Annotated in this window: 19 protein-coding genes and 1 tRNA gene; 12 read left to right on the top strand and 8 right to left on the bottom strand. The window is 40.5% G+C overall.

Annotation, left to right across the window (positions count from 1 at the left end; translation table 11 throughout):
• Positions 1 to 408: 408 nt before the first annotated feature.
• A complete protein-coding gene (locus H6G28_RS06830; RefSeq protein ID WP_190669850.1) occupies positions 409 to 1,983 on the top strand; it encodes a phenylacetate--CoA ligase family protein in 1,575 nt (524 codons plus the stop codon).
• A 138-nt stretch (positions 1,984 to 2,121) separates the two neighbouring features.
• Positions 2,122 to 2,805 carry a TetR/AcrR family transcriptional regulator gene (locus H6G28_RS06825; RefSeq protein WP_190669848.1) on the top strand — a complete coding sequence of 228 codons (684 nt, stop codon included), beginning with the start codon at positions 2,122 to 2,124 and terminating at the stop codon, positions 2,803 to 2,805.
• Between the two features lie 149 nt (positions 2,806 to 2,954).
• On the opposite strand, the gene H6G28_RS06820 is transcribed toward H6G28_RS06825, so the two are convergent.
• Positions 2,955 to 3,392 carry a hypothetical protein gene (locus H6G28_RS06820; RefSeq protein WP_190669846.1) on the bottom strand — a complete coding sequence of 146 codons (438 nt, stop codon included), beginning with the start codon at positions 3,390 to 3,392 and terminating at the stop codon, positions 2,955 to 2,957.
• 13 nt (positions 3,393 to 3,405) lie between these two features.
• Entirely contained in the window at positions 3,406 to 4,350 is a 945-nt protein-coding gene (locus H6G28_RS06815) for a hypothetical protein (protein WP_206758255.1), read from the bottom strand.
• Between the two features lie 458 nt (positions 4,351 to 4,808).
• Between H6G28_RS06815 and H6G28_RS06810 the strand changes: the two genes are divergently transcribed.
• The 4 genes from H6G28_RS06810 to H6G28_RS06795 all read left to right on the top strand — a co-directional run bounded on the left by H6G28_RS06810 (position 4,809) and on the right by H6G28_RS06795 (position 8,703).
• Positions 4,809 to 5,123, top strand: a complete 315-nt coding sequence (locus H6G28_RS06810; RefSeq protein WP_190589789.1) for a DUF6825 family protein — start codon at positions 4,809 to 4,811, stop codon at positions 5,121 to 5,123.
• 154 nt (positions 5,124 to 5,277) lie between these two features.
• Complete coding sequence (locus H6G28_RS06805; RefSeq protein WP_190589887.1) at positions 5,278 to 6,963, top strand: ABC1 kinase family protein; 1,686 nt, start codon at positions 5,278 to 5,280, stop codon at positions 6,961 to 6,963.
• An 18-nt stretch (positions 6,964 to 6,981) separates the two neighbouring features.
• A complete protein-coding gene (locus H6G28_RS06800) occupies positions 6,982 to 7,710 on the top strand; it encodes a PP2C family protein-serine/threonine phosphatase (protein WP_190589788.1) in 729 nt (242 codons plus the stop codon).
• A 795-nt stretch (positions 7,711 to 8,505) separates the two neighbouring features.
• Positions 8,506 to 8,703 (top strand): NblA/ycf18 family protein, encoded by a 198-nt coding sequence (locus H6G28_RS06795; RefSeq protein WP_015113604.1) that lies wholly within the window; start codon positions 8,506 to 8,508, stop codon positions 8,701 to 8,703.
• Between the two features lie 379 nt (positions 8,704 to 9,082).
• Here the strand turns inward: H6G28_RS06795 and H6G28_RS06790 are convergent, their stop codons facing one another.
• From H6G28_RS06790 to H6G28_RS06775, 4 genes are all read right to left on the bottom strand, one after another.
• The gene (locus tag H6G28_RS06790; protein ID WP_190589787.1) at positions 9,083 to 10,675 is read right to left on the bottom strand and encodes a serine/threonine-protein kinase; all 1,593 of its coding nucleotides are present in this window, start codon (positions 10,673 to 10,675) and stop codon (positions 9,083 to 9,085) included.
• A 758-nt stretch (positions 10,676 to 11,433) separates the two neighbouring features.
• On the bottom strand, positions 11,434 to 11,883 hold the full coding sequence (locus H6G28_RS06785) for a hypothetical protein (RefSeq protein ID WP_190589786.1): 450 nt from the start codon (positions 11,881 to 11,883) through the stop codon (positions 11,434 to 11,436).
• A gap of 88 nt (positions 11,884 to 11,971) precedes the next feature.
• On the bottom strand, positions 11,972 to 13,132 hold the full coding sequence (locus tag H6G28_RS06780; protein WP_190589785.1) for an anhydro-N-acetylmuramic acid kinase: 1,161 nt from the start codon (positions 13,130 to 13,132) through the stop codon (positions 11,972 to 11,974).
• Between the two features lie 368 nt (positions 13,133 to 13,500).
• The gene (locus H6G28_RS06775) at positions 13,501 to 16,212 is read right to left on the bottom strand and encodes a DUF3536 domain-containing protein (RefSeq protein WP_190589784.1); all 2,712 of its coding nucleotides are present in this window, start codon (positions 16,210 to 16,212) and stop codon (positions 13,501 to 13,503) included.
• Positions 16,213 to 17,016: 804 nt separating this feature from the next.
• On the opposite strand from H6G28_RS06775, the gene cax reads away from it, so the two are divergent.
• The 3 genes from cax to H6G28_RS06760 all read left to right on the top strand — a co-directional run bounded on the left by cax (position 17,017) and on the right by H6G28_RS06760 (position 19,123).
• A complete protein-coding gene (gene cax, locus H6G28_RS06770) occupies positions 17,017 to 18,108 on the top strand; it encodes a calcium/proton exchanger (protein ID WP_190669845.1) in 1,092 nt (363 codons plus the stop codon).
• Positions 18,101 to 18,265 carry a hypothetical protein gene (locus tag H6G28_RS06765; RefSeq protein ID WP_190669843.1) on the top strand — a complete coding sequence of 55 codons (165 nt, stop codon included), beginning with the start codon at positions 18,101 to 18,103 and terminating at the stop codon, positions 18,263 to 18,265. Before cax ends, H6G28_RS06765 begins: the two co-directional genes overlap by 8 nt.
• A gap of 255 nt (positions 18,266 to 18,520) precedes the next feature.
• Positions 18,521 to 19,123 carry a peptidoglycan-binding domain-containing protein gene (locus H6G28_RS06760; protein WP_242048187.1) on the top strand — a complete coding sequence of 201 codons (603 nt, stop codon included), beginning with the start codon at positions 18,521 to 18,523 and terminating at the stop codon, positions 19,121 to 19,123.
• A gap of 82 nt (positions 19,124 to 19,205) precedes the next feature.
• Here the strand turns inward: H6G28_RS06760 and H6G28_RS06755 are convergent, their stop codons facing one another.
• Entirely contained in the window at positions 19,206 to 21,626 is a 2,421-nt protein-coding gene (locus H6G28_RS06755) for a sucrose synthase (protein WP_190669841.1), read from the bottom strand.
• A 1,018-nt stretch (positions 21,627 to 22,644) separates the two neighbouring features.
• A tRNA-His gene (locus H6G28_RS06745) sits at positions 22,645 to 22,717 on the bottom strand.
• Positions 22,718 to 22,844: 127 nt separating this feature from the next.
• Here H6G28_RS06745 and H6G28_RS06740 point away from each other — a divergent pair.
• The 3 genes from H6G28_RS06740 to cobA are packed head-to-tail and all read left to right on the top strand — an operon-like array spanning position 22,845 to position 24,783.
• Positions 22,845 to 23,225 (top strand): DUF4359 domain-containing protein, encoded by a 381-nt coding sequence (locus tag H6G28_RS06740; RefSeq protein ID WP_190589885.1) that lies wholly within the window; start codon positions 22,845 to 22,847, stop codon positions 23,223 to 23,225.
• 59 nt (positions 23,226 to 23,284) lie between these two features.
• Positions 23,285 to 24,007 carry a sirohydrochlorin chelatase gene (locus H6G28_RS06735; RefSeq protein WP_190589780.1) on the top strand — a complete coding sequence of 241 codons (723 nt, stop codon included), beginning with the start codon at positions 23,285 to 23,287 and terminating at the stop codon, positions 24,005 to 24,007.
• Complete coding sequence (cobA, locus tag H6G28_RS06730; RefSeq protein ID WP_190669839.1) at positions 24,004 to 24,783, top strand: uroporphyrinogen-III C-methyltransferase; 780 nt, start codon at positions 24,004 to 24,006, stop codon at positions 24,781 to 24,783. The genes H6G28_RS06735 and cobA overlap by 4 nt, the downstream gene beginning before the upstream one ends.
• The last annotated feature ends 110 nt before the right edge of the window (positions 24,784 to 24,893 follow it).

Below are 24,893 nucleotides of genomic sequence, written 5' to 3'. Positions count from 1 at the left end.
GAAGGATAAGGTAGGGTTTTTATAAATTACTACAGCTGAGGTAGTTCTGTTTACGGACAACTCACCATATACACCAATCTTCTTAAAATAGACTCTATTGGTGGTAAGGGATACTCAGTCAAATCAATAGTAATTGTACTGTCTTGCAACCGCAGAAAACGCCAAACTGTGCCAGTCGTAACAGTTCCATAAATGGTATCTGCAACACATTGTCCTAAACCGCCTTTTAAGAGTCAGGTTGAAATCTTTAGGACTTAAGCAAGAACTCTCTTAAACTCTTAGAACTTCGTGTCCTACCCTGCGGGAAGCCGCTATCGCGTCTATGTGTCCTTTGCGGTTCGTTTTTTCATACTTCTGCGTAGTTTAAAATCAAATCTAGCTTGATATTCAACGACTGGATATAGATTTATGAACGCCAATTCCCAACAACAGCGCAGTATTAAGGCATTTACGGACTTTATCTTTACTCCTATAGAAACCCTACTACAGAGACATCACAACACTGTTAGTTCACAAACAGTCTTAACATTGTTTCGGGATGTGGCGGCGAATGTGCCAGCATACAAGGCATTTTTAGCCGAAAGAGGCATTAATCCAGCGACAATTCAAAGTTTAGAAGATTTTCAGCAATTACCTGCGATCGCTAAAGAAAATTATATACAACGTTATCCTCTGCCAGATTTATGCCGCAATGGACAGTTAGCAGAGTGCGATATGATAGCTGCTTCCTCTGGTTCTACAGGTAAACCCACATTTTGGCCTCGCTTCTTCACCGATGAACTGCAAATAGCCACCCGCTTTGAGCAAATTTTTCATGATAGTTTTTTTGCAGATACTCGACGCACCCTGGCTGTAGTTTGTTTCACCCTGGGAACTTGGGTGGGGGGAATGTTCACTACAAATTGTTGTCGCTATTTAGCGAGTAAAGGTTATCCCATCACCCTTATTACTCCTGGTAACAACAAAGAAGAAATCTTGCGCGTCGTTCAAGAACTAGGGGGAAACTTTGAACAAGTGGTTCTGTTGGGATATCCGCCATTTCTCAAAGATGTTATTGATACTGGTTTAAGTCGTGGCGTGCAGTGGTCACAATATCACATCAAACTAGTTATGGCGGGAGAAGTATTCAGCGAAGAATGGCGCAGTTTAGTTAGTGACAGGCTAGGTTCCCAAAATCCTTGTTATGATTTCGCCTCACTTTATGGAACTGCGGATGCTGGGGTGCTGGGAAATGAAACACCGTTGAGTATTTGCATTCGCCGTTTCTTAGCAAACAACCCCGATGCTGCTAGAACTTTATTCGGCGAATCTCGTCTACCCACATTAGTACAATATGACCCCACCAGTCGCTTTTTTGAGGTGCAGAATAACTCCTTATTATTTTCTGGCGATAATGGCATTCCTCTAGTACGTTACGACATCCTCGACACTGGCGGAATTATTACCTACGATGCAATGCTTGAGTTTTTAGCAGAATGGAACTTCAACCCACTAGAAACACTCAGTACTCAAAACTCAGCACTCAGCACTCAGCACTCAGCACTCAACACTCAGCACTCAGCACTCAGCACTCAGCACTTATTGAGAGGAATACACCCCTTACCTTTCGTCTACGTTTTTGGACGCTCTAATTTTACCGTGTCTTATTTTGGTGCCAATATCTATCCTGAAAATGTCTCTGTCGGTTTAGAACAACCCGCAGTACAAGGGTGGGTAACAGGGAAATTCGTCTTGCAAGTCAAAGAAGATGCAGACAAGAACCGATTTTTATCTGTAGTTGTAGAACTCGCACCCGATGTTGAAGAAAGTGAAGACAAACGCCAAGTTATCACCGAGTCAATTTTGGCGCAACTTTTACGCCTCAACGGTGAGTTTGCTAATTATGTCCCCCCAGAATATCAAACACCACAGGTAACTTTAAGCGCAACAGGCGATCGCGAATATTTCCCCATCGGCGTTAAGCATCGTTACACACGTAGATAGACATTTCGTAAAGCTTTATTAATCTCAGTAGTATTAGTCTGTTATAACTTTGCAACTCTTTGTTAGATATTGTAGTAAGTTGCTTAATAAAATCTTATTCAACCTTAAATATAATGCAAGTAAGTACTTGCAAGCAAAATGACTAAAAACATCCGTTCATCCACCCTCACCCGCACACGTTTAATTACAGCAGCCTCACAGGTATTTGCCAGTTTAGGTGTGCAAGGCGCAACCACCCGCGAAATAGCTCGCGTTGCTGGCGTGAATGAAGTCACTTTATTTCGTCACTTTGCCAGCAAAGAACAACTCCTGAAAGCAGTTATTGAAAATGCTGTAGCACTCCAGTTAGAAGCTTTGGCTCATCCCGAAACCTGGACACAAAATCTCAGTGTTGATTTGAGACACTATGCCAAACTTTATAACTCCATGTTAGAAGCGCAAGAAGATTTAATTCGTACTTTTATTGGGGAAGCTAAACGTCATCCAGAAGCAGCTAAACAAGTTATTCAAGAAGCTGCTCAACCTTTAAGCGAAAAACTCATTACTTACCTCAAATCTTGCCAGCAAAATGGTACAGTTAGACCCGAACTTGACCCCGCACCAGCAGTTGATATGTTTACGGGAATGCTATTAGCAGCTATGCTCTGTCATAATGCTAAACTCAAGTACAAGAGTTATACCAGTGATGAATATATTGAAACTTGTGTAGATATTTTTGTCCGGGGTATTAGTTTAGCTCCTGTGCCAGTTATCAATGCAGGTAAGATAAACAGGAGTCAGAAGACAGAATACTCCACCCATAAAGGGATAGAGTTTAAATGAAGAAGAAAGTTTGATTTTGATTTAGCTCACGGTGGACGAGGTTTTCCAGCAACATTCATTACCCAGCGATGCACTAAGCTTGCCAAAGTGTCATACAGAATTCATGCTGCATTCTGACTCCTGATTTCTGAATTCTGCTTCATAAATTGCTAAAGCAAAATTCTCCCAGATAATAACCTCCGCACAAAGCCAAATAAACCAATTGCCACATTAATCTGCGTTTGGGTTTGACTGGCTTCATCTATATTCGCCAAAATTTTCTGCATTTCGGCAAAATTATCAGAATTAACTTCAATCACAATTTTATTAATAATGGCGGCTCTCACACTATCAATGGTATATTTACATTCCTGAATTGCTGGTCTTAAGGTATTGACTAAATCCCAATTACTTTTATCTTTAGCTTGTTTTAATTCAAATTGCAACATAAGTAAAATATCTTCTAATTCATCTTCTGTAGACTGCAATTTTGGTAAATCAATGCTATTTTTGGGTTCCGCTTGTAACTGTTGAATAATTGTAGCTAAACTATCTATGGTTTTATTGCCAACCACCGCTATAATGTTATTCACAGGCTGATTATTCATAATGATTACCTTGTTAAATTTGGCATTTAAGTTGAGATTTATCAGGCTGAGATTGTCCATTGACAACATCAATAAAAAAACTGCTCAGAGTTTGATCAGATTTAATTTCTTGCTCAACAATATTAATTCTGCCTCTGAGTGAACCGTAATTATTACCAGTGATATCTGTAGTTAAATTTAAGATTTGGGTAATTCTCGCCGCCACCACATCAAAGCTAAGATGGGGATATTCATCAATGAGTTTGGATAGTCTTTGTCCTTTATCTGCTGCTACTATAAATTTAGCGATCGCTGCTTCTATCAGTTCCTTTTCCTCAACATCTAAACTGCGCCACTGATTAACTAACACACCGACTTGCTTTTCAATTCCTTCCTTCTCGGAATTTGATATATTCGCTTGTCTGTAGGCTTGGCGCAGCTTAATTAATTCGGCTCCAATATCTGCTCGTTCAGGGTTTTTTGGCTTGGGTGGATTTTCTTGCAAAAGTTTCGCCAAACGCAGCATTTTCACTGTTAAACACCTTGCTGGTCGCGCTGTTTGTGCTACTATCTTGCTACTACCATAATCAATAGCTTCCAGATTGCTAAATATTTGTGCAACTTGATCATATTCTGCCTGTAAATTGTTTAAAGCGGTATCAAGTTCTGTTGGTTGCTTTTTTTCTCCTAAAATAATTAAATCTAATTCTTGAAAATTAATACTGCCACCATCACTATCATCTTCCAGAATAGGATTATTTAATAATTCCTCAATAATTTTATCTGGGTCATCCCCAGTAGAATCTCGCAGTTGCAGTTGATTAATCTCTCTATATGAATTAATCGCCTCAGAAGCTTGGTTACGAAAGTTTTCCGCCGTAGCTCTGAGCATAGCTCTTCTTTCTGGTGTACAGCTACTAAGGGTCAAACTAATAGCAACAAAAATTAAAGTCAACTTACCTAGTGGATTTTTGGTCAAACAACAAAGTTTGATGGACATAATTATGTATAAAGAAATATGCCAATCTTGATAAAATACTATTATTTAATATCTGCTACTATAATCCCTTAACTACTGTATTTTTTAAAACTTAAACAAAATTCAGTATTTTAATTTTCATTTAAGCAGAAAAAATATTTAAAAATTTGTGACTAAACCAATAAATGTAAATATATATAATGAATTACTTCACTATGGAAATAAAAAATCAACCACTCCGAAAAAAACACAAGCAAGTTAAATTAATTAATTTTTAGATTTTCTTAATCTATAGTTTTATATGTAACTAAATACATATACAGTTATATGATTATAATAAAGAATTGTAAAGGGGGGTAACTTTAAACCTGTAAAATTGACTCCAAAACTCTCAGATAGAAGCGGCAAAGCATACGAGCAAGTTATAATTCTCTTGCGGATGAGCGTAACAAAAATTTATGAGTAACCCCCTTTTACAAGCCTTTTTTGTAGGCAGAGCAGTAGCGGAAGTGATTAATGAGCGCCTAGAAGTCGCCTTGACCGATGCGCTCAGTGAGTTAGGTAAATTTGATGCTGAAGCTAGAGAGCAACTGCGTCAGTTTACAGAAGAAGTCACAGCCAGAGCAAATCGCGCCGCAGAGGCGGCTAATGTTGGTCAAACCACAACAGTCGGAGAAGACCCAGTTGATTTGCAAGCCAACATTGACGAATTACGCGCCGAAATTGCCCTATTGCGGAATGAACTACAGCGATATCGCAGCAGTTCTGTTTAGTTAATGGTCAAGAGTTAATAGTCAAGAGTCAAAATGACGACTGACAAATGACCAATGACGAATGACAAATGACTCTTTAATCAAACAAAGTTTAGGAATCAGAGTGTCTTATCTTCCAGTTGATTCAGTGACAAACCAACGGTACGCAAAAGATATGGAACAAAGTTATTCAGACAAAGCATACCGTTGGAATCGTGAAAACTACTCTAGCAAACGCCGTTTTGTGGACATTTGGTCTTTTGTGTTGACTTTTATGTTCAAAGTTTGGCGTTATAACAAATCTTGGAGTTATCCAGGTGGTGTAACAGAAGCCAAACAAGCAGCAAGGCGCAAAGCCCAAGCAATTTGGGTAAGAAATACATTACTAGATTTAGGTCCGACTTTTATTAAAGTTGGGCAATTGTTTTCAACTCGTGCTGATATTTTTCCCAGTGAATATGTCGAAGAGTTGTCAAAACTGCAAGATAAAGTGCCGGCATTTAGCTATGAGCAAGTAGAAACGATTATTGAGCAAGAATTAGGGAAGAAAATTCCGGAACTTTTTCAAAGTTTTGAACCTATTCCACTAGCGGCTGCAAGTTTAGGACAAGTACACAAAGCTGTGCTGCACAGTGGGGAAGCTGTTGTCGTTAAGGTGCAGCGTCCTGGATTAAAAAAGTTATTTGAAATAGATTTACAGATTCTCAAAGGAATTGCTCGTTACTTCCAAAACCATCCCAAATGGGGGAAGGGACGAGACTGGATGGGGATTTATGAAGAATGTTGTCGCATTCTTTGGGAAGAAATTGATTATCTTGGGGAAGGCCGTAACGCTGATACATTTCGCCGCAACTTTCGCGGTTATGACTGGGTGAAAGTGCCTAGAGTCTATTGGCGTTACGCTTCACCACGAGTTCTGACCTTAGAATATTTACCCGGCATTAAAATCAGTCAATATGAAGCTTTAGAAGCGGCGGGTTTAGACCGGAAATTGATTGCGCGTCAAGGCGCTCAAGCTTATTTACATCAACTGCTGAATAATGGCTTTTTCCATGCTGACCCCCATCCAGGTAACATTGCTGTCAGTGCCGAGGGTGGTTTAATCTTCTACGACTTTGGGATGATGGGACGCATTAAGTCCAATGTCCGAGAAGGACTGATGGAAACCTTGTTTGGCATTGCTCAAAAAGATGGCGATCGCGTAGTAGAATCACTAATTAATTTAGGCGCGATCGCACCAGTCGATGATATTGGGCCAGTCCGGCGTTCTGTCCAGTATATGCTGGACAATTTTATGGATAAGCCGTTTGAAACACAATCAGTTGCAGCAATTAGTGATGATCTATACGAAATAGCTTATAATCAGCCATTTAGATTTCCTGCAACGTTTACTTTTGTGATGCGAGCTTTTTCCACTCTAGAGGGGGTAGGTAAGGGCTTAGATCCAGAATTTAACTTTATGGAAGTTGCCCAACCTTATGCAATGCAGCTTATGACAAACATGAATGGCGCTGATAGCAATAGCTTTTTAAATGAATTAAGTCGTCAAGCAGTACAGGTGAGTACCACCGCATTCGGCCTACCCCGCAGGCTAGAAGATACTCTGGAAAAATTAGAGCGGGGCGATATGCGGGTGCGGGTACGTTCTATCGAATCAGAACGCCTCTTGCGACGACAGGCAAGTATTCAGCTTGGAATTAGCTACGCTTTGATAATCAGTGGATTTACTCTGTCAGCTACCATTTTATTGGTGAATCATTATGTATGGTTAGCGGTGGTAGCTGGCTTGATTGCAGCAGCCGTCTCAGTAATCCTGATCCGTTTGCTTCTTCGCCTCGACCGTTATGAACGTATGTATTAAATATTGCCTTAAAAAATTATGAAATTAAAATTCACGGGTTTTAGTGATCCGGGTCTTATTCGTTCGAGTAACCAAGATGCTTATTATATCGATCCTGAAGGACGATTTTTTGTCGTTGCTGATGGTATGGGTGGTCACGCAGGCGGTGAAGAAGCAAGCCACATTGCGACAAGGGAAATTCAAGCCTATTTAGTAGCAAATTGGGATGGGCCTGAACCAAATGAAAAAATCCTCGAAAAAGCTTTGTGGCAAGCTAATGAAGCAATTTTACTAGATCAGCAAAATCACCCCGAACGCGCTGATATGGGTACTACCGTAGTTGTAGTACTTTTCCGTCAAGCAGAAACTCCTTGGTGCGCTCATGTTGGCGACTCTCGATTATATCGCTTGCGTAATTCACAACTAGAGCAAATCACCGAAGACCATACTTGGGTAGCCAGAGCGATTAAAGTTGGCGACATCACCCCTGAAGAAGCCAGAATGCACCCTTTTCGTCATGTCTTATCCCGGTGTTTGGGTCGAGAAGACCTGAATCAATTTGATTTGCAACCACTGGACGTAAAAGGGGGCGATCGCTTGCTATTATGCAGTGATGGTCTTACTGAAGAACTAATAGACCCACAAATTGCTGAGTGTCTGCAAAACATCCCTATACTGGAAAAAGCCTCTATCTCCCTCATAGAAGCTGCCAAAGAACAAGGCGGGCATGATAACATCACAGTTGTGATCGTAGAAATACAAGACTGAACAAATCAATTGTCAATGGTCAAAAGTAATTTTGACCAAACATTTCTCTTGTTTTCCGCCAGCCAGCAGCCCCTCTGGTAAAGTTTGCTGTGGTTAATGGCTTTTTCTTCATTTCTCTGCACTACCTGACTATACAGCCCACCTCCACCAGTCTAGAATGTAAAACTTACGCAGTGATATGAAAAATCAAGGGTGAAAGGGTGTAGGGGTTTTGAATACAACACCCTTTCACCTCTAAACCCAAGCTTTACGAGTAAATCCTGGAATCAACTGACTCAAATTTTCGCCAAACGTTATCTTTAGTAGATATACTCAGCAATTTGTTCAGCCTGAGCATTTTTATTTTTTACAACTTGATAAAAATACTCTTAACTTCCAAAATTTAGCAGTTGGAGGTAGAGTTTATATAATTTGTTGAATTGACATCTTGCACCTAATACGGTATAGCGAATATAATTCAGGTTTAATACCTTATATTTACCTTTGCACTCACCAGTTTCTCCCTCCCAGAGAAGCTTGACTCGGAAAGGCTAAAATCAGGTATTTAGATTCACTATTTGTGAAATTTCCCGGAATTTGCCTCAATATACTTGAGTTGTATACCAGTAGGTTTAGGCAAAGACGGTTAAGGACACAAAAAATTTAATCCCCAAGGGTGTGGGCAAATAGTCAAACAATTGTTATCTTTCTTAATACGTAGGAACAAATGTAGAGCTACTGCTAGTCCCAAAACTATCCTTTGAGGGATTTCTAACCCTAAATCTCACTTTTACGCGTTGTTTTTCGGAGTTTACTATGAACCAGCCAATTGAATTATCTTTGGAACAACAATTCAGCATCCGTTCATTTGCTACTCAAGTACAGCACATGAGCCATGACCAAGCGAAAGACTTTTTGGTCAAACTCTATGAGCAAATGGTTGTGCGCGAGGCTACTTACCAAGAGCTTCTTAAACACCAGTGGGGCTTAGACTCAGGTTCCACTCTGGCATAGACTTATTTTTGTGTCGCAGTGGGCGACCTCCTTCTCTTGCTCGGTTCCAAGAAGGAAAGGAGCTGGGGATGCTGGGGCGTCAACTTTAGTTCAGCGATTGTAGATTGATTGTTTTAACCCAAAACTATGCCCAGCCATCTAAAAGGCTGCACATAATTGTTAAGAGTAAACTGTATTGTAGGGGATAAATTAGTCGCATTAGGTAGCCCAGGTAATTAACTCAAGGCTAGTTAAACAAACTAATTTGGGTGCTGTATTGGACACATAGCACTATCTGCGTAGATCCAATTAAATTTAGTTGACCACTCGCCATCGCTAATCATTATATTTGCTATAACGTAAGGCTTACAACCGAATATAGTTTTTTCGTCACAAAAGTTTACATTTTGCAATCCGCCACATTCTCACCGGAAAGATCAAAGGGAATGTCTGTAGCCGTTGCTTCTAATTTAGATAAAATTTGGGGTTTAATTCTCTCGTATTCACTTTTTAGTACATTTTTACTAAGTTGTGGATCAACAGATGATGCTGAGATTTTACTTTCTTCAGCCCATTGTTCGAGATTTTGGCGTTGAGCCGTAGCGATGCTGCAAAGTAAGATGTGAGAACAGCGACTTGGTGCTTCTCTGGCAAAGAATAACAATCGATAATAACCAGTTTTTGCAAGTAATCTAGTTATTTCTTGGCCGAAACTAGTTTTGAGATCAAGATAGTAAGGCAGCCACTTTACACCATGTTGACGATTGTAGATAACAGTAATCCACAGTGTCATCGGATGCGGTGCAGGCAGAAAGAGAAATTGATTATAACGATTACAGGCAAACCGTTTGATAATTTCCTGCTGTGGTAGCATCACCCAAAGAGTTGGTAAAACTTCGTTATTCAAACGAATTGTTTTGGGGAAGACAATATCCGCTATGGGTTTGTTGTCTGGCCAAGCAGTAGTACGTAAGATTTCATCATGAGCAGATAATACCTCTATATCGGCTTTTGTCTGGGGCTGAACTTCTACAGGAATTGTTAAGCTGCGAGTTGCTACTGTTTTGGGTGCGGGTTTATCTGGTTGAATGATGGGCGAGCGATAATTCTGTTCGATGGATTCTAAGGCCTGCAAAATTTCGCTTACTTTTTGGGGGCGATCGCTTGGTGATTTAGCCAGACAACTCATGACCAAATCTTCTACTTGTTTGGGTATTTCTAACCCAGGATTGACTGCGGCAAAAGAACGTGGTTCTAGCAAGTGATGGGTTTTGTACCACGCGCCAAAGGAATGAGTTGCAGCGACTAACGGCATTTTGCCAGTTAGCATCTCAAACATCATCACACCTAAACTGTAAATATCTGACCGATTATCTAATTCCTTACCCTCCATCTGTTCGGGAGAAGAATAAGCTAAAGTTCCTAAATAAAATTTTGTTTGCTCGTTGTTATTGGCTTGGAGTAACTTAGCAATACCAAAATCAAGAATTTTAATTAACTCCCCAAAGCTGGAGTCTTGAATGACGAGTATATTACTGGGTTTGATATCACGGTGAATAATCGGATAAATAGCGCCATCAACGGGAATCCCATCATGGGCGCACTGTAATCCCAGTCCGATTTGACGCACCATGCTCAAGAATCTGGGTAAAGCTAAATGATGCTGACGAATAATCTGACTGAGGCCATGTCCTTGAAGATATTCCATCACGTAAAAGGGCGTATTATTTTCATCTACGCCATAGTCCATGACTCGCACAATATGAATGCTTTTTTGTCCCAGCAAAGCACAGGTTTTGGCTTCTCGCTCAAAGCGTTCTTGTAACCGCATCTTTTCATTTTGAATCGAGAGGGCGAGAAACTTGACTGCTACTGGTACGCCTCCCAACAAAATATCTTTAGCACGATAAACTCGACCCATTGCTCCAGTACCAATTAGTTCCTGAAGCTGGTAGCGTTTGCCGAGTAAGCGTCCAATGTTGGGGTCTGACATAAAACATTCGACTCCAAAAGCAGATTGATGTTAAGTGTGTAGGAAAACAAGTATTTTCAAACTGGCGTTTTTGATTGATTTAGAATGAGTTTCTAGATCAATCAAGTTCAGAAGCAGTTTTTAGTTCTCTGGGGGGAGAATTGCTACTCTTGGCCTGCGGTTTGTCAGCAATTAGTGTTTACAATTGGTGGAAGATGCCAATTCAAATCTACGGAATGGTAGATTCATCCTGAAGTTTGCTCACATTCCGCACGCTGATGTTGATGTATTTCTAGTCTGCCCAAATTTGGCTAAATAATTATCTATAGTTTCTATTGATTTACAATCGCTGATATATGGCAAAGTGCTGAGTACTGAGTCCTAAGTAGAAACCCAGTAATTTCAAGGTCAGGACTCAATACGATTCAGTTAAGGTGATGAGAGTTGATTTCTCAATTTCTGCTCTACCTATTAGACAATGAGCAAGATTTGGGGGAGAATCCCCCAAGCCCCCGATTGGGGGACGGTTGCGTCCCCCAAACCCCCTCCAAAATCATTTTTTCGTTTTTTATTGAGTCATTAGTTATTATTTGTTGCTTTTGTTGTCATTTAGGGTTCTTATCTGAACCGTATTGGGTCAGGATTAATGCACAGACTAGGGAACGTTAAACAACTCCAGACGCAAGATGCAGAGTTCCCTGAGAAATGAGAGTTTTAGCGGTTTTTGCATAAGTCATGAGTATCTTTACAACTCATCACTCTGCATTTCCAACTCAGCACTATTTGAGCGGTTGCCGTTCTAAACTGGCTTCCATTGTACTGGTGAGGGAATGACCGGACATGACACCAGAACTTAAATAATAAGCATCATCTGAGAGACGATAGACTGTTTCAAAGCCACTGCGACGTTGACGATCGCTCAATACCCAATAGCGTTGCACAATTGTATCGAGACCAATCCAACCTTCGCCTTCGATCTGTCCGAACAAATTATGTTGAAGTAAAAAAGTATACTGGCGTTCACCTTCATGCAACCGCCCTTTGTATACTAAGGAAATTTCTGAGCGATCGCTACCAGGAAAAATCAGCTTGGTTGCCATTGTGAACCAGTTATCTCGATTCCAAGCAACTAGGGTCATACCCTTAACGCTGATTGGCATTCCATTGTGTTCTAGCCAATTGCCTTGTAATGACCAGCGTCCTGGTTCCATTAAAAAAGTATGACCCACCTTCTCAGTTCCTTGTCTTAATCAAGTACCCTTACGACTTAAAGATATATTTGAAACCTAAAAATGTCAGGTGCTAAGTCCGCAAAACTTATTTTTCGGCTGGATGAATTTCTCCCAGCAGGACTTCATGGGGTGCGCCTGTGGCTGATGGTAGGTTTCCGGGCATATCTAGCTGTCGCCAGTAGGCTAAAACTGCAAAAGCGATCGCTTCTTTAAAGTCTCCACTCAAGCCGACTTCATCGGTAGTTAAAACGGGGATTGTTTTTAATAATGACTGCAAACGTTCTTTTAAATACAGATTCCGACTACCACCACCACATAAAAATACCCGTTGTGGCATTTGCGGTAAAAAGGTTTGGTAACTGTGAACAACAGAAGCTGCTGTCAGTTCGGTAAGGGTGGCGAGAAAGTCCGCCGGACTGAGTTGATATGGCCCGGCATCTTTTAAACATTGATTTAAGTAATCTACACCAAATAACTCACGTCCTGTAGATTTGGGCGGTGGTAAATGAAAGTAGTCTTGCTGCAACCATTGTTCGACTAAAGATTGGCAAGGACTACCAGTCGCCGCCCATTTACCATCTTCGTCATATTTTTTAGCACCATTAGTTAAATGCTCTACTGCTAAATCTAACAAGCTGTTGCCTGGGCCTGTATCCCAACCGCGCATTTTTTCTAACCAGTTGTCGCGGCGGGGTGGGATATAAGCCACATTCCCGATACCGCCTAAATTTTGAATGCAGCGTGCTTCTTCTGGATGACTTAGTAAAAAGGCATCAACTCTGGGTACTAGTGGTGCGCCATGACCACCAATCGCAATGTCAGCAACACGGAAATTACTGATGGTAGTAATTCCTGTGATACTAGCAATCAATTCACCTCGTCCCAATTGCAGTGTATAGCCTAGAGACTGGGGTTGCCCAAATCCCTGGCTTTGTGGTGGTCTATGATAAACTGTTTGCCCGTGGGAACCAATTAAAATTGCTGGCTGATGACCAGTTTGAATGTTTTGCGCGGCTTGGGCAAAACTAAAGGCGATCGCATCATCTAATGCTGCTAATTCTGCCATTGAAATGGCTTTACCTGCACAAACAGCTAAAATACTGTCTCGGAGTTCAGCCGGATAAGGATATGTTTGTCCTGCTAATAACTCAACTTTCAGGTCTAAATCTGTACCAGAAATATCTACTAAAGCAGCGTCAATGCCATCTACGGATGTACCACTAATTAAACCGATAATGCGAGTCATAAAAGATAATTAATAGTTTGATTGCTCAATAATCATCAGTCAATCCAAAATTGACTACGACTAAAAGGGTAGAGTTGGGGATTTTAAATAAATCAGACAAGTTACTATATCAGCCTGATGACGTATAGTAAATCTATCTTAAGTATGTTAAATGAGATTGCTACTCAATACATAATTACTAATGTTCCACTTTTGTTTGTGCAGCGATCGCTCCCTTAATTTAGGCTAATAGGAGCGATCATTCCTCATATATATCAGACAAGATTATTTGGCCGATTAATCTAGTTTTATAGCAATTATCAATCATTCGTGAATAGCAAGATCCCCGACTTCTTGAAGAAATCGGGGATCTAAGTTTGAGGAATATACTAATCTAACTGACTTAAAATTCCCTTCACATCAACGGCTAACTTTTGACCTAATTTTAATAACTGCCGACATTGACTAGTATCCTGTTTATTGATCAGGCTGGCAAAACAAGCGGGTGCTATCTGACTGTGCAGACAACTGAAGTATAGTTCTTGAGAACGATAGAGAGAAATACCTAAGTTGAGTTGATATCCCACATCAATCAATCTTTCTAAGAGTTGGATATCGGTGGCAAAACTACCGTTGGTGTCATGTAATAATTGCCAGAGCGATCGCAAAATTAATTGCTCTAATATTTGCTTACCTTCGGGAATATTGAAGCGACAACGCAGATGCTTGGCTTCTGTGGCGATCGCTTCTAATTCTACAATGTGATTTCCACAAGATTGCGGTTCTGTGATGTCTTGCTCTAGCGATCGCAATGTCGTCATACAGCGATATCCTAAAGCAATCTCGGCAGCCACTTGCAATTCTTGGGGTACTTCGAGTTCATCCCGATGAAAGGCCATGAGTACGCCGTAGTTTTCGCGGTATGTTTGGGTATACAGTTGGTCAAGTCGAGTTAATGTTTCTTGACTGATTAACCGCATAATCCGGTGGCGTTCTTCAGCAAATAAATTCTGTAAGCTAAAGGTTTCATTGCCAAACACCTGTGTCATCACCAAAATAGTCTGGGCTGCACTGGCTTGCTGGAGTGCGGTGAACAATTTTTCTTTTAACTGGCTGTAATCACGTCGCCCTGTAAACTGTTGAATGCAGCAGTGAAAATCCCAACCGCCTAAATGTAGCACAGCAAACACTAAATGTTCGCTTTCCCAAGTAATTTCGGAAACTAATTTTAAATGTCCGACAACTAAAGTCAATGCTCCCATGCGTTGCCGTTGGTAGTCTAACTCATTACTTGTGTAGCAATAAACTCGCTTTTGGCAATGATGACGCAGTTTACCAGAGGTATCTTGCCCTGGTAAATTGCAAGTCTCTACGGGTCGATGATTATTAAACAGTGAAGTAATGGCATAGTGAGCAGCAACTTGCTTGAAGCTAACTTGAGCAGTTAAGACTAACTGACGATATATTTCACCGCCATGTTTGAATAAGTCTACATTGCTTGGTGCTAAACCCAAGCGTTTGACGAAGCCTTTTTCTAACTGCACACCTGCGACATCTCCCGCCAGTTCTAAGGCGCGGGCGGCGTAACGCAGAATTTGAGTACCTTCTGGGCGAGATAGTTCTTCAAAAAACCAGCCGCAACTGGTGAACATTAGTAAAGAGTGACGCTGCATTTCCAATAGGCGCAAAGCATCTACTTGTTCGGCGGCATTGAGTTTGTGGGTTTGATGGCGGGAGAGAAAGCGGCTGACATTAGCGGGTGAGCGATCGCGGATGACTTTGATATACTCATCCCTAGCTAACCACGGATCTTTGAAAAATTGCTGCCCATATTCTTCATACACTTCCACTAGCTGATCCCGCAGCCAATTTAAGGCGTTACGTAAAGGTCGCCGCCATTTTTGATGCCAAACACCACCCTCACCACCACAACCACAGTCATCCTGCCATCTATCAACACCGTGGGCGCAACTCCAAGCGGTGATAGGCTTGAGTTCTACTTCCCAAGTTGGTGGGTTTAAGCTGAGGTAGTGGGCAAAGTTGGTGACTGTCCACCCATGACGGGGAAGTTCGGTGGTAAAGGCGTAGGCGATGGTTTTTTCTGTGCCTTTTTTATGATGTCCAAAGGTTTCCCCATCGGTAGCCACAGATATCAATTGGGCGGGACGATGATCCCCACGCACAGCTGAACCTATACGTCCGGCTAAGTGATGGGAACTATAGGTGACATCTGTAAAACCCATGTCGCGGGATATTGGGCCATCGTAGAAGAAGATATCTATATATTTAGAAGTGTCCGATGTCGGGAGTGGTGAGTTGAGGATATCTCCTTTTTCAAATCCCCATTCTTTATTTCCTTTCAAATAGCAACGATAGGGACGGGTGGGATCAATCTGACTACCACCAACTTCGTGCCATTCTGGTTGGGGATCATTTTGTTTGGGTAGAGGACGACAACGTTGTGCTTGGGATGGTGCAAGGATAATGAAACGAATCCCTTCAGCAATTAAAGCTTCGATAGTTGCGTAGTCTACACCTGTTTCTGCTAACCAGATGCCTTCGGGATCACGACCAAAGCGAGATTTGAAGTCTTCTTTGCCCCAGCGAATCTGCGTGTATTTATCCCGTTCGTTAGCCAAAGGCATGATGATGTGATTATATACTTGCGCGATCGCATTGCCATGACCTTGCAGGCGATCGGCGCTTTTGGCATCTGCTTCTAATATTCGTTGATAAACCTCCACATCATAGCGTTCTAGCCACGACATCAAGGTAGGGCCAATATTAAAGCTGAGATACTCGTAATTATTCACGATCCCCATCACTTCGCCTTGGTCATTGACGATTCTGGCAAAGGCATTGGGACGATAGCATTCATAGTGAATCCGCTCATTCCAATCATGGAAAGGTGCAGCACTGGGTTGACGCTCAATTGCGTCTAGATAAGGGTTTTCGCGCGGTGGTTGATAAAAATGACCATGCACTGTGACATACACACCAGTCGCTGTTTTTAGGGGATCATGCTGGTGAGTATCTTGGGTAATTGAATGATCAATAGACGTAGCGCCAGGGCTGGCTGGCAATTCAGCAGCAGAAGTCATGTAGTATATTTATCCAAAACAAAAAACTTGCAGCAACGCGGAAAGCGTTTTCTTTCAACCTCATCTACACAGGCTTGAACACAAAATCCGGTATAGACTAAAACTATGGCTATAGGATACAGTTTAATTCTTGAGACAGCAGTCTGACTAGAGTGTGAAATCTGCGTTATCCTATCTCTGTTTTTCAAGTATCGCTAATTTTTCAGCTATTTCACAATTTTAGATTTTAGACTGACCCCACAGATAAATCTGGGCATTTGCACCATTTAGGGACTATTGGTCAACATGAATTGTCTTTGAATCTATTAAACTCTATTTCCTGTGTAGTATGCTACCTGAAAATTGATATTTTTACTACAAAATGTTGCAGAAAATCTGTAAAACACAACGTTAGTTTACATTGAGCATTGATCTGTTTTCATCAATTTTGATAAATTGCCACGAGTTCAGGACTTACGCACCAAAATTGTCTATGGGGATTGGGTGTGGGGGTGAAAGGGTATGGGGTGTAAGGGTTTTGAATACTTCCCCCCTTACACCCTCATACCCCTACACCCTGTTCTAAAATTTTATTTTTTCGTTTTTTTGCGTAAGTCCTAGAGTTTAGTAAATTCTCTCAATGGGTTAACTAAAACTTGAGAGTATCCTATTGGAGTGCTGAGTTATGAGTACTGCGGGGGATGAGGAAGAGAAGCAAAACAGGGAAGAATCATTTTTTGTTGACTCACTTTACTTACTTCACTACCTCATCTTCCCCATATTTCACTCAGCTTTTTCCAGGATAACTTTTACTAAAGTAACCAAATGTCAGGTAAAAACATTCTTTTTTTCGTGCTGTTACTGTTTATTCCCGTGTCGCTGGCGGCGCATTTTCTCGAATGGGGAGACTTAATAGTGTTTGTCACTGCTGGTTTGGCGATTTTGCCTTTAGCCGCTTGGATGGGAACAGCAACAGAGGAAATTGCTGTGGTGGTAGGCCCAACGCTGGGAGGGTTATTAAACGCCACCTTTGGTAATGCAACAGAATTAATCATTGCTTTAGTTGCTTTGAACGCGGGACTGGTTGGTGTAGTCAAAGCCAGTATTACAGGTTCGATTGTCAGTAACTTATTACTGGTGATGGGTCTTTCGATGTTTCTGGGAGGATTGCGCCACAAAGAGCAAACATTTCAGCCTATTGTAGCGCGTGTAAATGCTTCCTCGATGAATTTGGCGGTGATTGCCATGTTACTCCCCACGGCAATGAACTATACTTCCAAAGGCATTAATGAACAAACTCTACAAAATCTTTCCTTGGCTGTGGCAGTGGTGTTAATTGTGGTTTACGCCTTGACATTGCTGTTTTCGATGAAAACCCATACTTATTTGTATGATGTGGGCGTGGCTGAGGCGGAAGACAATGAAGGTTCCCACGAGAAACCAAATATGTGGTTGTGGACTGGGGTGTTATTGGTTTGTACCTTGCTAGTCGCACTGGAATCAGAAATGTTAGTTGATTCTTTAGAAGTAGCCACATCCCAACTAGGTTTAACAGCACTGTTTACAGGTGTAATTTTAGTACCGATTGTGGGTAATGCCGCAGAACACGCCACGGCTGTGACTGTAGCAATGAAAGATAAGATGGATCTTTCTGTATCTGTAGCTGTGGGTTCCAGTATGCAGATTGCTTTATTTGTAGCCCCGGTGTTAGTCATCGCCGGGTGGATACTTGGTCAACCAATGGATTTAGATTTTAATCCCTTTGAATTAGTCGCTGTGGCTGTGTCGGTATTAATTGCCAACAGTATTAGTTCTGATGGTAAATCTAATTGGTTGGAAGGTATTTTGTTGTTAGCGGCATATACAGTTTTAGGTTTTGCTTTTTACTTTCATCCAGTAATTACCAGTATTGGATAGTAATAATTATGCAGACAGCGATCGCTGTTACTTTGATGAGCGATCGCTTCTGCTGAGAGATAGAATTAATTTAAATTTTTGTTCGCTACGTAACCAGATTTTTGTATCTTTATCAAGTCTGAAAAATCAAAGTAATTTCTTATTCAAATCTTATTAACCATTAGAGATACTGCTTCAGATAGAGAAAATTTTTTATTATCTAGAGTTTATTATTTTCAAGGAAAGCAGGACATAAAACCAAATCAACGATTCAGATGCAATTGTGTCAAGCATAATTGAGGATTGCTAGGCGATCGCAGTTGTTTATGATTACGCAAAATTATTATATTTTTTTATTTCTAGGACACACCATTCCGGAACAACGACGATTTTTCTGTCAAAGGAAATATGGGTGTTAATAACATCAAAAAAAATGAGTGATATTGTCCTGCTGATGACGGGCGTGTTAATTGTCAAACAACCATCTCCGTCTCATATCAACCAGCAGCATGTAATTCAGCTAGATAATGGCGTGCAGAAAACACCACAGGGGCAGTCATCTCAATTTGATTTAGATAGAAAAACCACGCCGTCTGAATTCATGCAGCTTCAAGAAAAATCTGAAGCTACTCTAGTAGCTTTTAATGCTAATTCTGAAAAAAATCTAGTAAAAAAAACAGACAAAAAACCTGCTAAAGACTTATATAGCTTATCAGAATTTAAGAACTTTCAACCTGTAAATATCAAGTTTCCGCGTTCACAACGCCTCATCGCCCAAAAATTGAGTGACGATGAACTTTTATTAGCTAGGTCTACAAGATTGGGTGGTCGTACTGTACCTAATTTACGTTTTGGAAATTCAGGTCTAGCTGTGAGAGTTTTACAAAAGTTACTCATAGCTAATGGCTATACAATTCGTGTAGATGGGGTTTACGGTGCGTTGACAGAAAGTGCTGTCAAAGCCTTTCAAAATCGTCGCAATATCAATGTAGATGGCATAGTCGGGCCAAGAACTTGGTTTCATCTAACAAGATAAAAATAAAAGTAAAAAGGCAAAATAAAATAAGCTTTTGCCTTTTTACTTTTACCTTTTGCCTTTTTATTTTTTCCTTACATAATTACCGATATTTATGCTGTTCGAGAAGTTGTTGCGCCCTGGGTTTATAAATTAAGTAAAACAGTGCTTCCAAATAACGCAATAAATCTTCGCGGTTTTCTTGGGAGGTAAAATTCCAGAAGCCGTAAATTCTAGCTAAAGATAACAGCTTGGTGGTGTGTATTTTCCAAGTATAGGTAGTGTAAACTCGGTTAATTGCCTTTTGAGAAATTGTTTGCCAATAGTCGGGATTTTGTTCACATTTGGTAACAAAATCTAAAATTTTCGTGGCTGTCTCTGCTAAATTCGTAGGGTTAATGTAAAAGCCATTAACTTTATCTTGAATGATTTCTAGCGGCCCGCCAAATTGAGTTGCAAAAGTTGGTAGTCCAGAAATCATTGATTCTAAAATTGTTAAACCAAAGGCTTCAAATAAAGCAGGTTGGACAAAAATACCTTGATGGTCAGCAATCACGCGATAAATTTCGCCAGAATCACTTTTTGATAACCGGACACCTAACCAACGAATTTTGCCGTGAAGATTATATTCATCAATGATGTGATAAAGTTTGATAATTTCGTCACGTTCTTCGTTGTCGTCTGATTCTTCGGTGCGTAATTTACCCGCAACTAAAATCAAGTTACAATGCTCTTGCAAATCTTTACTTTGACCAAAACATTCAGCTAAACCAGTCAAGTTTTTAATGCGGTCGAGACGCGCCATTGAAAAGATAGGGCGCTTGTTGGGGTCATCCAGTTTACCGAAAATTTGGCTAGAGTCTTCTAAAGTAAATAACATTTCAGCGAGGCGCAAGCGATCGCTTTCTACCCGTTCTTGAGTCTTGGTGTAGGGGAAGTAATAACTTTCATTCACCCCAGGCGGAACAACGTTAAATTTTGGGCTGAATAACTCAATGCCATTCACCACATGATACAACTCTGGCATGGTGAAGCATTTATAAGACTCATATTGTCCCACACTATCTGGCGTACCGACAATTTCTTGATAAGTACTGCTGACCACAAAGTTAGCAGCATTCATGGCTATCAAGTCAGCAGTAAATTGTAGAGAGAAATGATATTTATCTTCTAAATCTTGCCAGTAAAGATTACTAAACAAATATTTAGATTTTTCTAAAGCATGGGCGATGTTACACTGGGTAACTTTCATCCGTCGCGCTAATAAGAAAGCTACTAAGTTCCCATCAGTGTAGTTACCGACAATTAAGTCTGGTTTACCGTGAAATTCTGCTAATAATTCTCTTTCTGAGTCGATAGCGAAGGTTTCTAAATAAGGCCAAAACTCAAAGCGAGAAATCCAGTTTTGGGTCATGTTGGGATTGAAATCCCGCAAAGGTACGCGCAAAATCCAAGCATTGTCTGTACTGTGGACTTTCTCTAACCTTTCGTTACATAAAGTACCATCACTATTGGGAATCAAGCGCGAGAGAATAATTACTTTTGGTTTAACGTTGAGTCCGTCTAAACCAGCGAGTAAGACATCTTCTTGTAGTTGCTTTTCTAAATTTCTGGCTTGGTCGAGAACATAAACTACTTGACCACCTGTATCGGGTCTTCCTAAAACTCCCTCTTGTCCAAACCAACCATGTGCGGAAACCAAGACGATTCTAAAAATCATCGGGACGCGGGAAATAAATTCTTCGAGAATTTGGGGGGCTGGTGAGTCAATTAATTCATCTAAAATATTCAGAGTTTCTTGTACTCGTTGGGCGGTGTTACCCCAACCAGGTTCAAAACCCATTGTTTGCAATTGAAAGCGAAAATCATCGTAAGGTTCATCACTGGGGCGTTCGTTGACAAATGCGATCGCTTTTTTGAGTTGTTGGGAAAGTTGCTGCTGTGATTGAATCCGATTGTTAATTAAGAGTTGAATACCGTTATATTGGTGCAGGCGCAAAAAGTTAAATAAGCTTTCTAGCCATTGTTTGGGGTCTTGGAAGAGTTTACTAGAAAGATAACGGTTGAGATACTGCACACCCTTACCAATATTTTTGGGGTCGCGGATAACTGGGGTGTAGTCGTAAAAAGGGGCGAAGTCTAATTCTAACAAGTCACCTTCGTTGGGATGATATTTATTGACGAGGCGATCGCGCAGATCCAGCAGTTCTTGTACTGTCATTGCTTCCGCACTCAAATCTGCTGTGAGTCGATAAACTTCTTGACTAGCAATATAAGGACGGATAATAAAACAAAAGTTGGAGTCTTCTTGAATAATTTCTTGCGTGTAATAGAGGAGTTTTCCTAACAGAGATAAGTTGTGAGACTGTTCCGGCTGACCATGTTTAGCACAATATTCACTATATACCTGGAGTATGTCATTTCTCAGCAAATAATTTTTTTCTTGTTGGCGTAATTCACTAATAAAAGCACGCAAATCATTTTTTTCTTCACTTTCTAGAACTGCTTGAATCAATTCAGACATATTCACCTCACAGTCAATAGGTACAAACACGAATAAACACAGATAAACTCTTTCTATCTGTGTTTCACAAAGTCTATGGACTTTTTGCGTGTTCTTCTTTACCTAAACTATCGAATAATCAGTATTATTCCCTCTAGCTATAGGCGGACAATTTTCGTAACTTTAGGCTGATTCACTATATTTATTGCTGGAAATGCCTCAATTATCAATTGATTAGGACTTACGCAAAAAAACGAAAAAATAATCAACCACTGCTAATTAAAAAGTAAAATTATTTTGCTTTAAATGTAAAAAATTCATACTTGTTTGTGGCCAGTATACTCATCATTTTATATACATTCTGTTACAGTTAGTTATATTAGTCATTCAATTTAAAGTTCTATCAAATAACAAAATTATCTCCTGATTTTTAGCAACAAAATTTAATCTTTATGTTGTGATATCAACAATGAGTTTGTATTTAAATCAAATAAAATCAACTTTTGATATTAGTGAGAATAATTTAAATTTGCCCTCGCTATAATTGCACCACGAAGTAATTAGAAACAGGGACGGTATATATGCAAGACCATTCACATAAATTAACAACTACCGACCACAGCATAGGCAACATTTTAATTGTCTCATTCATGCTATTCTGCGGAATGACTTTTATCTTTCTTTTAGGAATTTTCTAACAGTGACATTGGGAAATCAAGGATTTATAGGGAAGCAAAAAACTAAAATTTGCTTCCCTTTTTAATTGAGATTTATGCAAAAAACTATGAAACCTATCCCGCCTAGAAATATAGGGTTTCTCAGTTGAGTGCGGTACAAGTTGATAGGGGGGCTAGATTTGATGTACATCATTGGAATGAAAACCGCTATAAAGTCTCAGGCTAATCGCTATGAGACTCAGAGTTGATTCCAAGGCAGGACTTAAAATTAAAGTTTTGATAAAAGTGTTACCGGGATAGCTAAAGGTGATTGTAGCCATTCCGGTTTATAACTTTTAATTAGAGTAATTTGTATTAACTAGGGCGAACGATGGGACTCGAACCCACGGATGGTGGTACCACAAACCACTGCCTTAACCACTTGGCTACGCTCGCCATTGACTTATCGATTAATAATCATAGCATCTATTTAGTGATTGAGCAAGGGTTTTTTCAAGGAACGGACTTTACTAATGTATAGTCCAGGAACACTAATGGCTATCAGAAGATGACAGTGAGAAATATGAAGCTTTTGACGATGATGGCATTGGCGATCGCTACTAGCATTGCTGTAGTTGGCGTAGCCATGTCTAAAACCAATCCGACATCCAAGGAGTATGAAGATTATGCAGTCAATCAACTCACCCAATATCTCAAAAATGATGTGTGTCAAAAAACCTCAAAGTTAATTGAGAGCTTACTTAATTCTCGCTGTGACAAACTTGTTGATTCCACTAACCCCCAAATGCGAGATTTGGTCAGAACCACAACGGAACGGCAAGATTTTCTGTTGTTTAGTGTGTATCGGACAGATTTAACCCTTGGTGCTTGGCTACCAGGGTACAAGTTTGAAACGGTGGGAGCTTTTCATAATTTTTATACGTACAGTGCTGAACAGCAATAGCCTTCACTAACTCCCGCATCTAAGATTAAGCTTAGTTAGCAAGAGTTACACCTTTACCCATGTCATCTGCATATCTGTTGGTATCGCACGGAAGCCGTGACCCTCGTCCAGAAATCGCTTTACAGCAATTGACAGAATTCTTAAGTCAAAAACAGCAAAGTTACTCATCAAGCAAAAAGCTAGTCGGCTTGGCTTACTTAGAAACACGTCCAGAACCGTTACACATCCAAATCAAAGAATTTGCTCATAGTGCATTTGTGGCTGGATGCGAGAGCCTCAAAATCATACCGCTATTTCTTTTACCGGGAGTCCATGTGATGCAAGAAATCCCTGAAGAAATAGCATTAGCACAACAAGCCTTGGGCAAAGATATTAATTTGGAATTACTACCATATATAGGTAGCAACCCTGGTTTAAGCAAGTTGCTATCTCAACAAATGGCTGAGATTAAAACCCAAGCCTGGGTTTTAATTGCTCATGGGAGTCGCCGTCCGGGTTTTCAACAGCCAGTGGAAACCATAGCAGCAAATATAGGTGCAGTAGCAGCCTATTGGTCTGTGGCTCCTAGTTTAGAAGCACAGGTAGAACAGTTGGTAGCTGCTGGTAAAGAAAAAATTGCAATTTTGCCATATTTTTTATTCGCAGGTGGCATAACAGATGCGATCGCACAACTCACAGAAACGCTAAAATTAAAATTTCCGGCTGTGACTTTCCAATTAGCTCAACCTTTGGGAGCAAGTGCAGAGTTAGCTGATTTGATTTGGGATTTGATGAAGGAATGAACTGCACAGAAAAAGAAGAGCAGAAGAATTTGGGAAAAGTTTATTTAGTAGGTGCAGGGCCGGGAGATCCCGGACTGATGACTCTCAAAGGCAAAAGTTTATTAGAATGTGCCGATGTCGTGATTTATGATGCGTTGGTGAGTCCAGCTATTTTAGCTATGATTAACCCCCAAGCCGAAAAAATCAATGCTGGTAAGCGGATGGGGAGACATTCACTATTACAAGATGAAACCACGCAGTTATTAATAGATAAAGCCCAATATAACACCATAATAGTAAGACTCAAAGGCGGCGACCCGTTTATTTTTGGTCGTGGTGGCGAAGAAATGGCAGATTTAGTCCAAGCCGGGATTTCTGTTGAAGTTGTGCCAGGAATTACATCGGGAATTGCCGCTCCAGCTTATGCTGGCATACCTTTGACCCATAGATTGTATAGTTCTTCAGTAACTTTTGTCACCGGGCATGAGTCGGCTGGTAAGTATAGACCGACGGTAAATTGGCAAGCGATCGCCCAAGGTTCTGAGACAATTGTCATTTATATGGGCGTTCATAATTTGTCGCACATCATTGAAGAGTTAACGGCGGCGGGTTTAAGTTTAGCAACACCAATTGCGTTAGTGCGCTGGGGTACAAGACCAGATCAAGAAGAACTCATTGGTCAGCTAGGCACAATTGTAGAGCAAGTTGAACAAACCAAATTTGATGCGCCGGCGATCGCGGTTATTGGTTCTGTAGTGAATCTGCACGATATCTTATCCGCTTGTCGTCCAGTTTGATCAAAGAGTCTAGATATATCGCACCTGATTTTGCATTTCGTCCGCCGTAACGTGATTACTTATCACCAATAATCTTTGATGATAAGTAATCACTTTCTCTGTACCTCTGC

Source organism: Nostoc sp. FACHB-190, from assembly GCF_014696905.1.
Classification (GTDB): Bacteria; Cyanobacteriota; Cyanobacteriia; order Cyanobacteriales; family Nostocaceae; genus Nostoc_B.
The sequence above is the reverse complement of the archived record's forward strand: the minus strand, read 5'-3'. Positions and strand labels throughout refer to the sequence as shown.

Excerpts from the sequence above, each read along its gene's own strand:
- H6G28_RS06790 (WP_190589787.1), bottom strand. The coding sequence starts at position 10,675 with ATGTCAGACCCCAACATTGGACGCTTACTCGGCAAACGCTACCAGCTT.
- H6G28_RS06740 (WP_190589885.1), top strand. The coding sequence starts at position 22,845 with ATGAAGCTTTTGACGATGATGGCATTGGCGATCGCTACTAGCATTGCT.
- H6G28_RS06800 (WP_190589788.1), top strand. The coding sequence starts at position 6,982 with ATGAAATTAAAATTCACGGGTTTTAGTGATCCGGGTCTTATTCGTTCG.
- cobA (WP_190669839.1), top strand. The coding sequence starts at position 24,004 with ATGAACTGCACAGAAAAAGAAGAGCAGAAGAATTTGGGAAAAGTTTAT.
- H6G28_RS06830 (WP_190669850.1), top strand. The coding sequence starts at position 409 with ATGAACGCCAATTCCCAACAACAGCGCAGTATTAAGGCATTTACGGAC.
- H6G28_RS06780 (WP_190589785.1), bottom strand. The coding sequence starts at position 13,132 with ATGACTCGCATTATCGGTTTAATTAGTGGTACATCCGTAGATGGCATT.
- H6G28_RS06810 (WP_190589789.1), top strand. The coding sequence starts at position 4,809 with ATGAGTAACCCCCTTTTACAAGCCTTTTTTGTAGGCAGAGCAGTAGCG.
- H6G28_RS06735 (WP_190589780.1), top strand. The coding sequence starts at position 23,285 with ATGTCATCTGCATATCTGTTGGTATCGCACGGAAGCCGTGACCCTCGT.
- H6G28_RS06795 (WP_015113604.1), top strand. The coding sequence starts at position 8,506 with ATGAACCAGCCAATTGAATTATCTTTGGAACAACAATTCAGCATCCGT.
- H6G28_RS06760 (WP_242048187.1), top strand. The coding sequence starts at position 18,521 with ATGAGTGATATTGTCCTGCTGATGACGGGCGTGTTAATTGTCAAACAA.
- H6G28_RS06820 (WP_190669846.1), bottom strand. The coding sequence starts at position 3,392 with ATGAATAATCAGCCTGTGAATAACATTATAGCGGTGGTTGGCAATAAA.
- H6G28_RS06825 (WP_190669848.1), top strand. The coding sequence starts at position 2,122 with ATGACTAAAAACATCCGTTCATCCACCCTCACCCGCACACGTTTAATT.
- H6G28_RS06805 (WP_190589887.1), top strand. The coding sequence starts at position 5,278 with ATGGAACAAAGTTATTCAGACAAAGCATACCGTTGGAATCGTGAAAAC.
- cax (WP_190669845.1), top strand. The coding sequence starts at position 17,017 with ATGTCAGGTAAAAACATTCTTTTTTTCGTGCTGTTACTGTTTATTCCC.
- H6G28_RS06755 (WP_190669841.1), bottom strand. The coding sequence starts at position 21,626 with ATGTCTGAATTGATTCAAGCAGTTCTAGAAAGTGAAGAAAAAAATGAT.
- H6G28_RS06775 (WP_190589784.1), bottom strand. The coding sequence starts at position 16,212 with ATGACTTCTGCTGCTGAATTGCCAGCCAGCCCTGGCGCTACGTCTATT.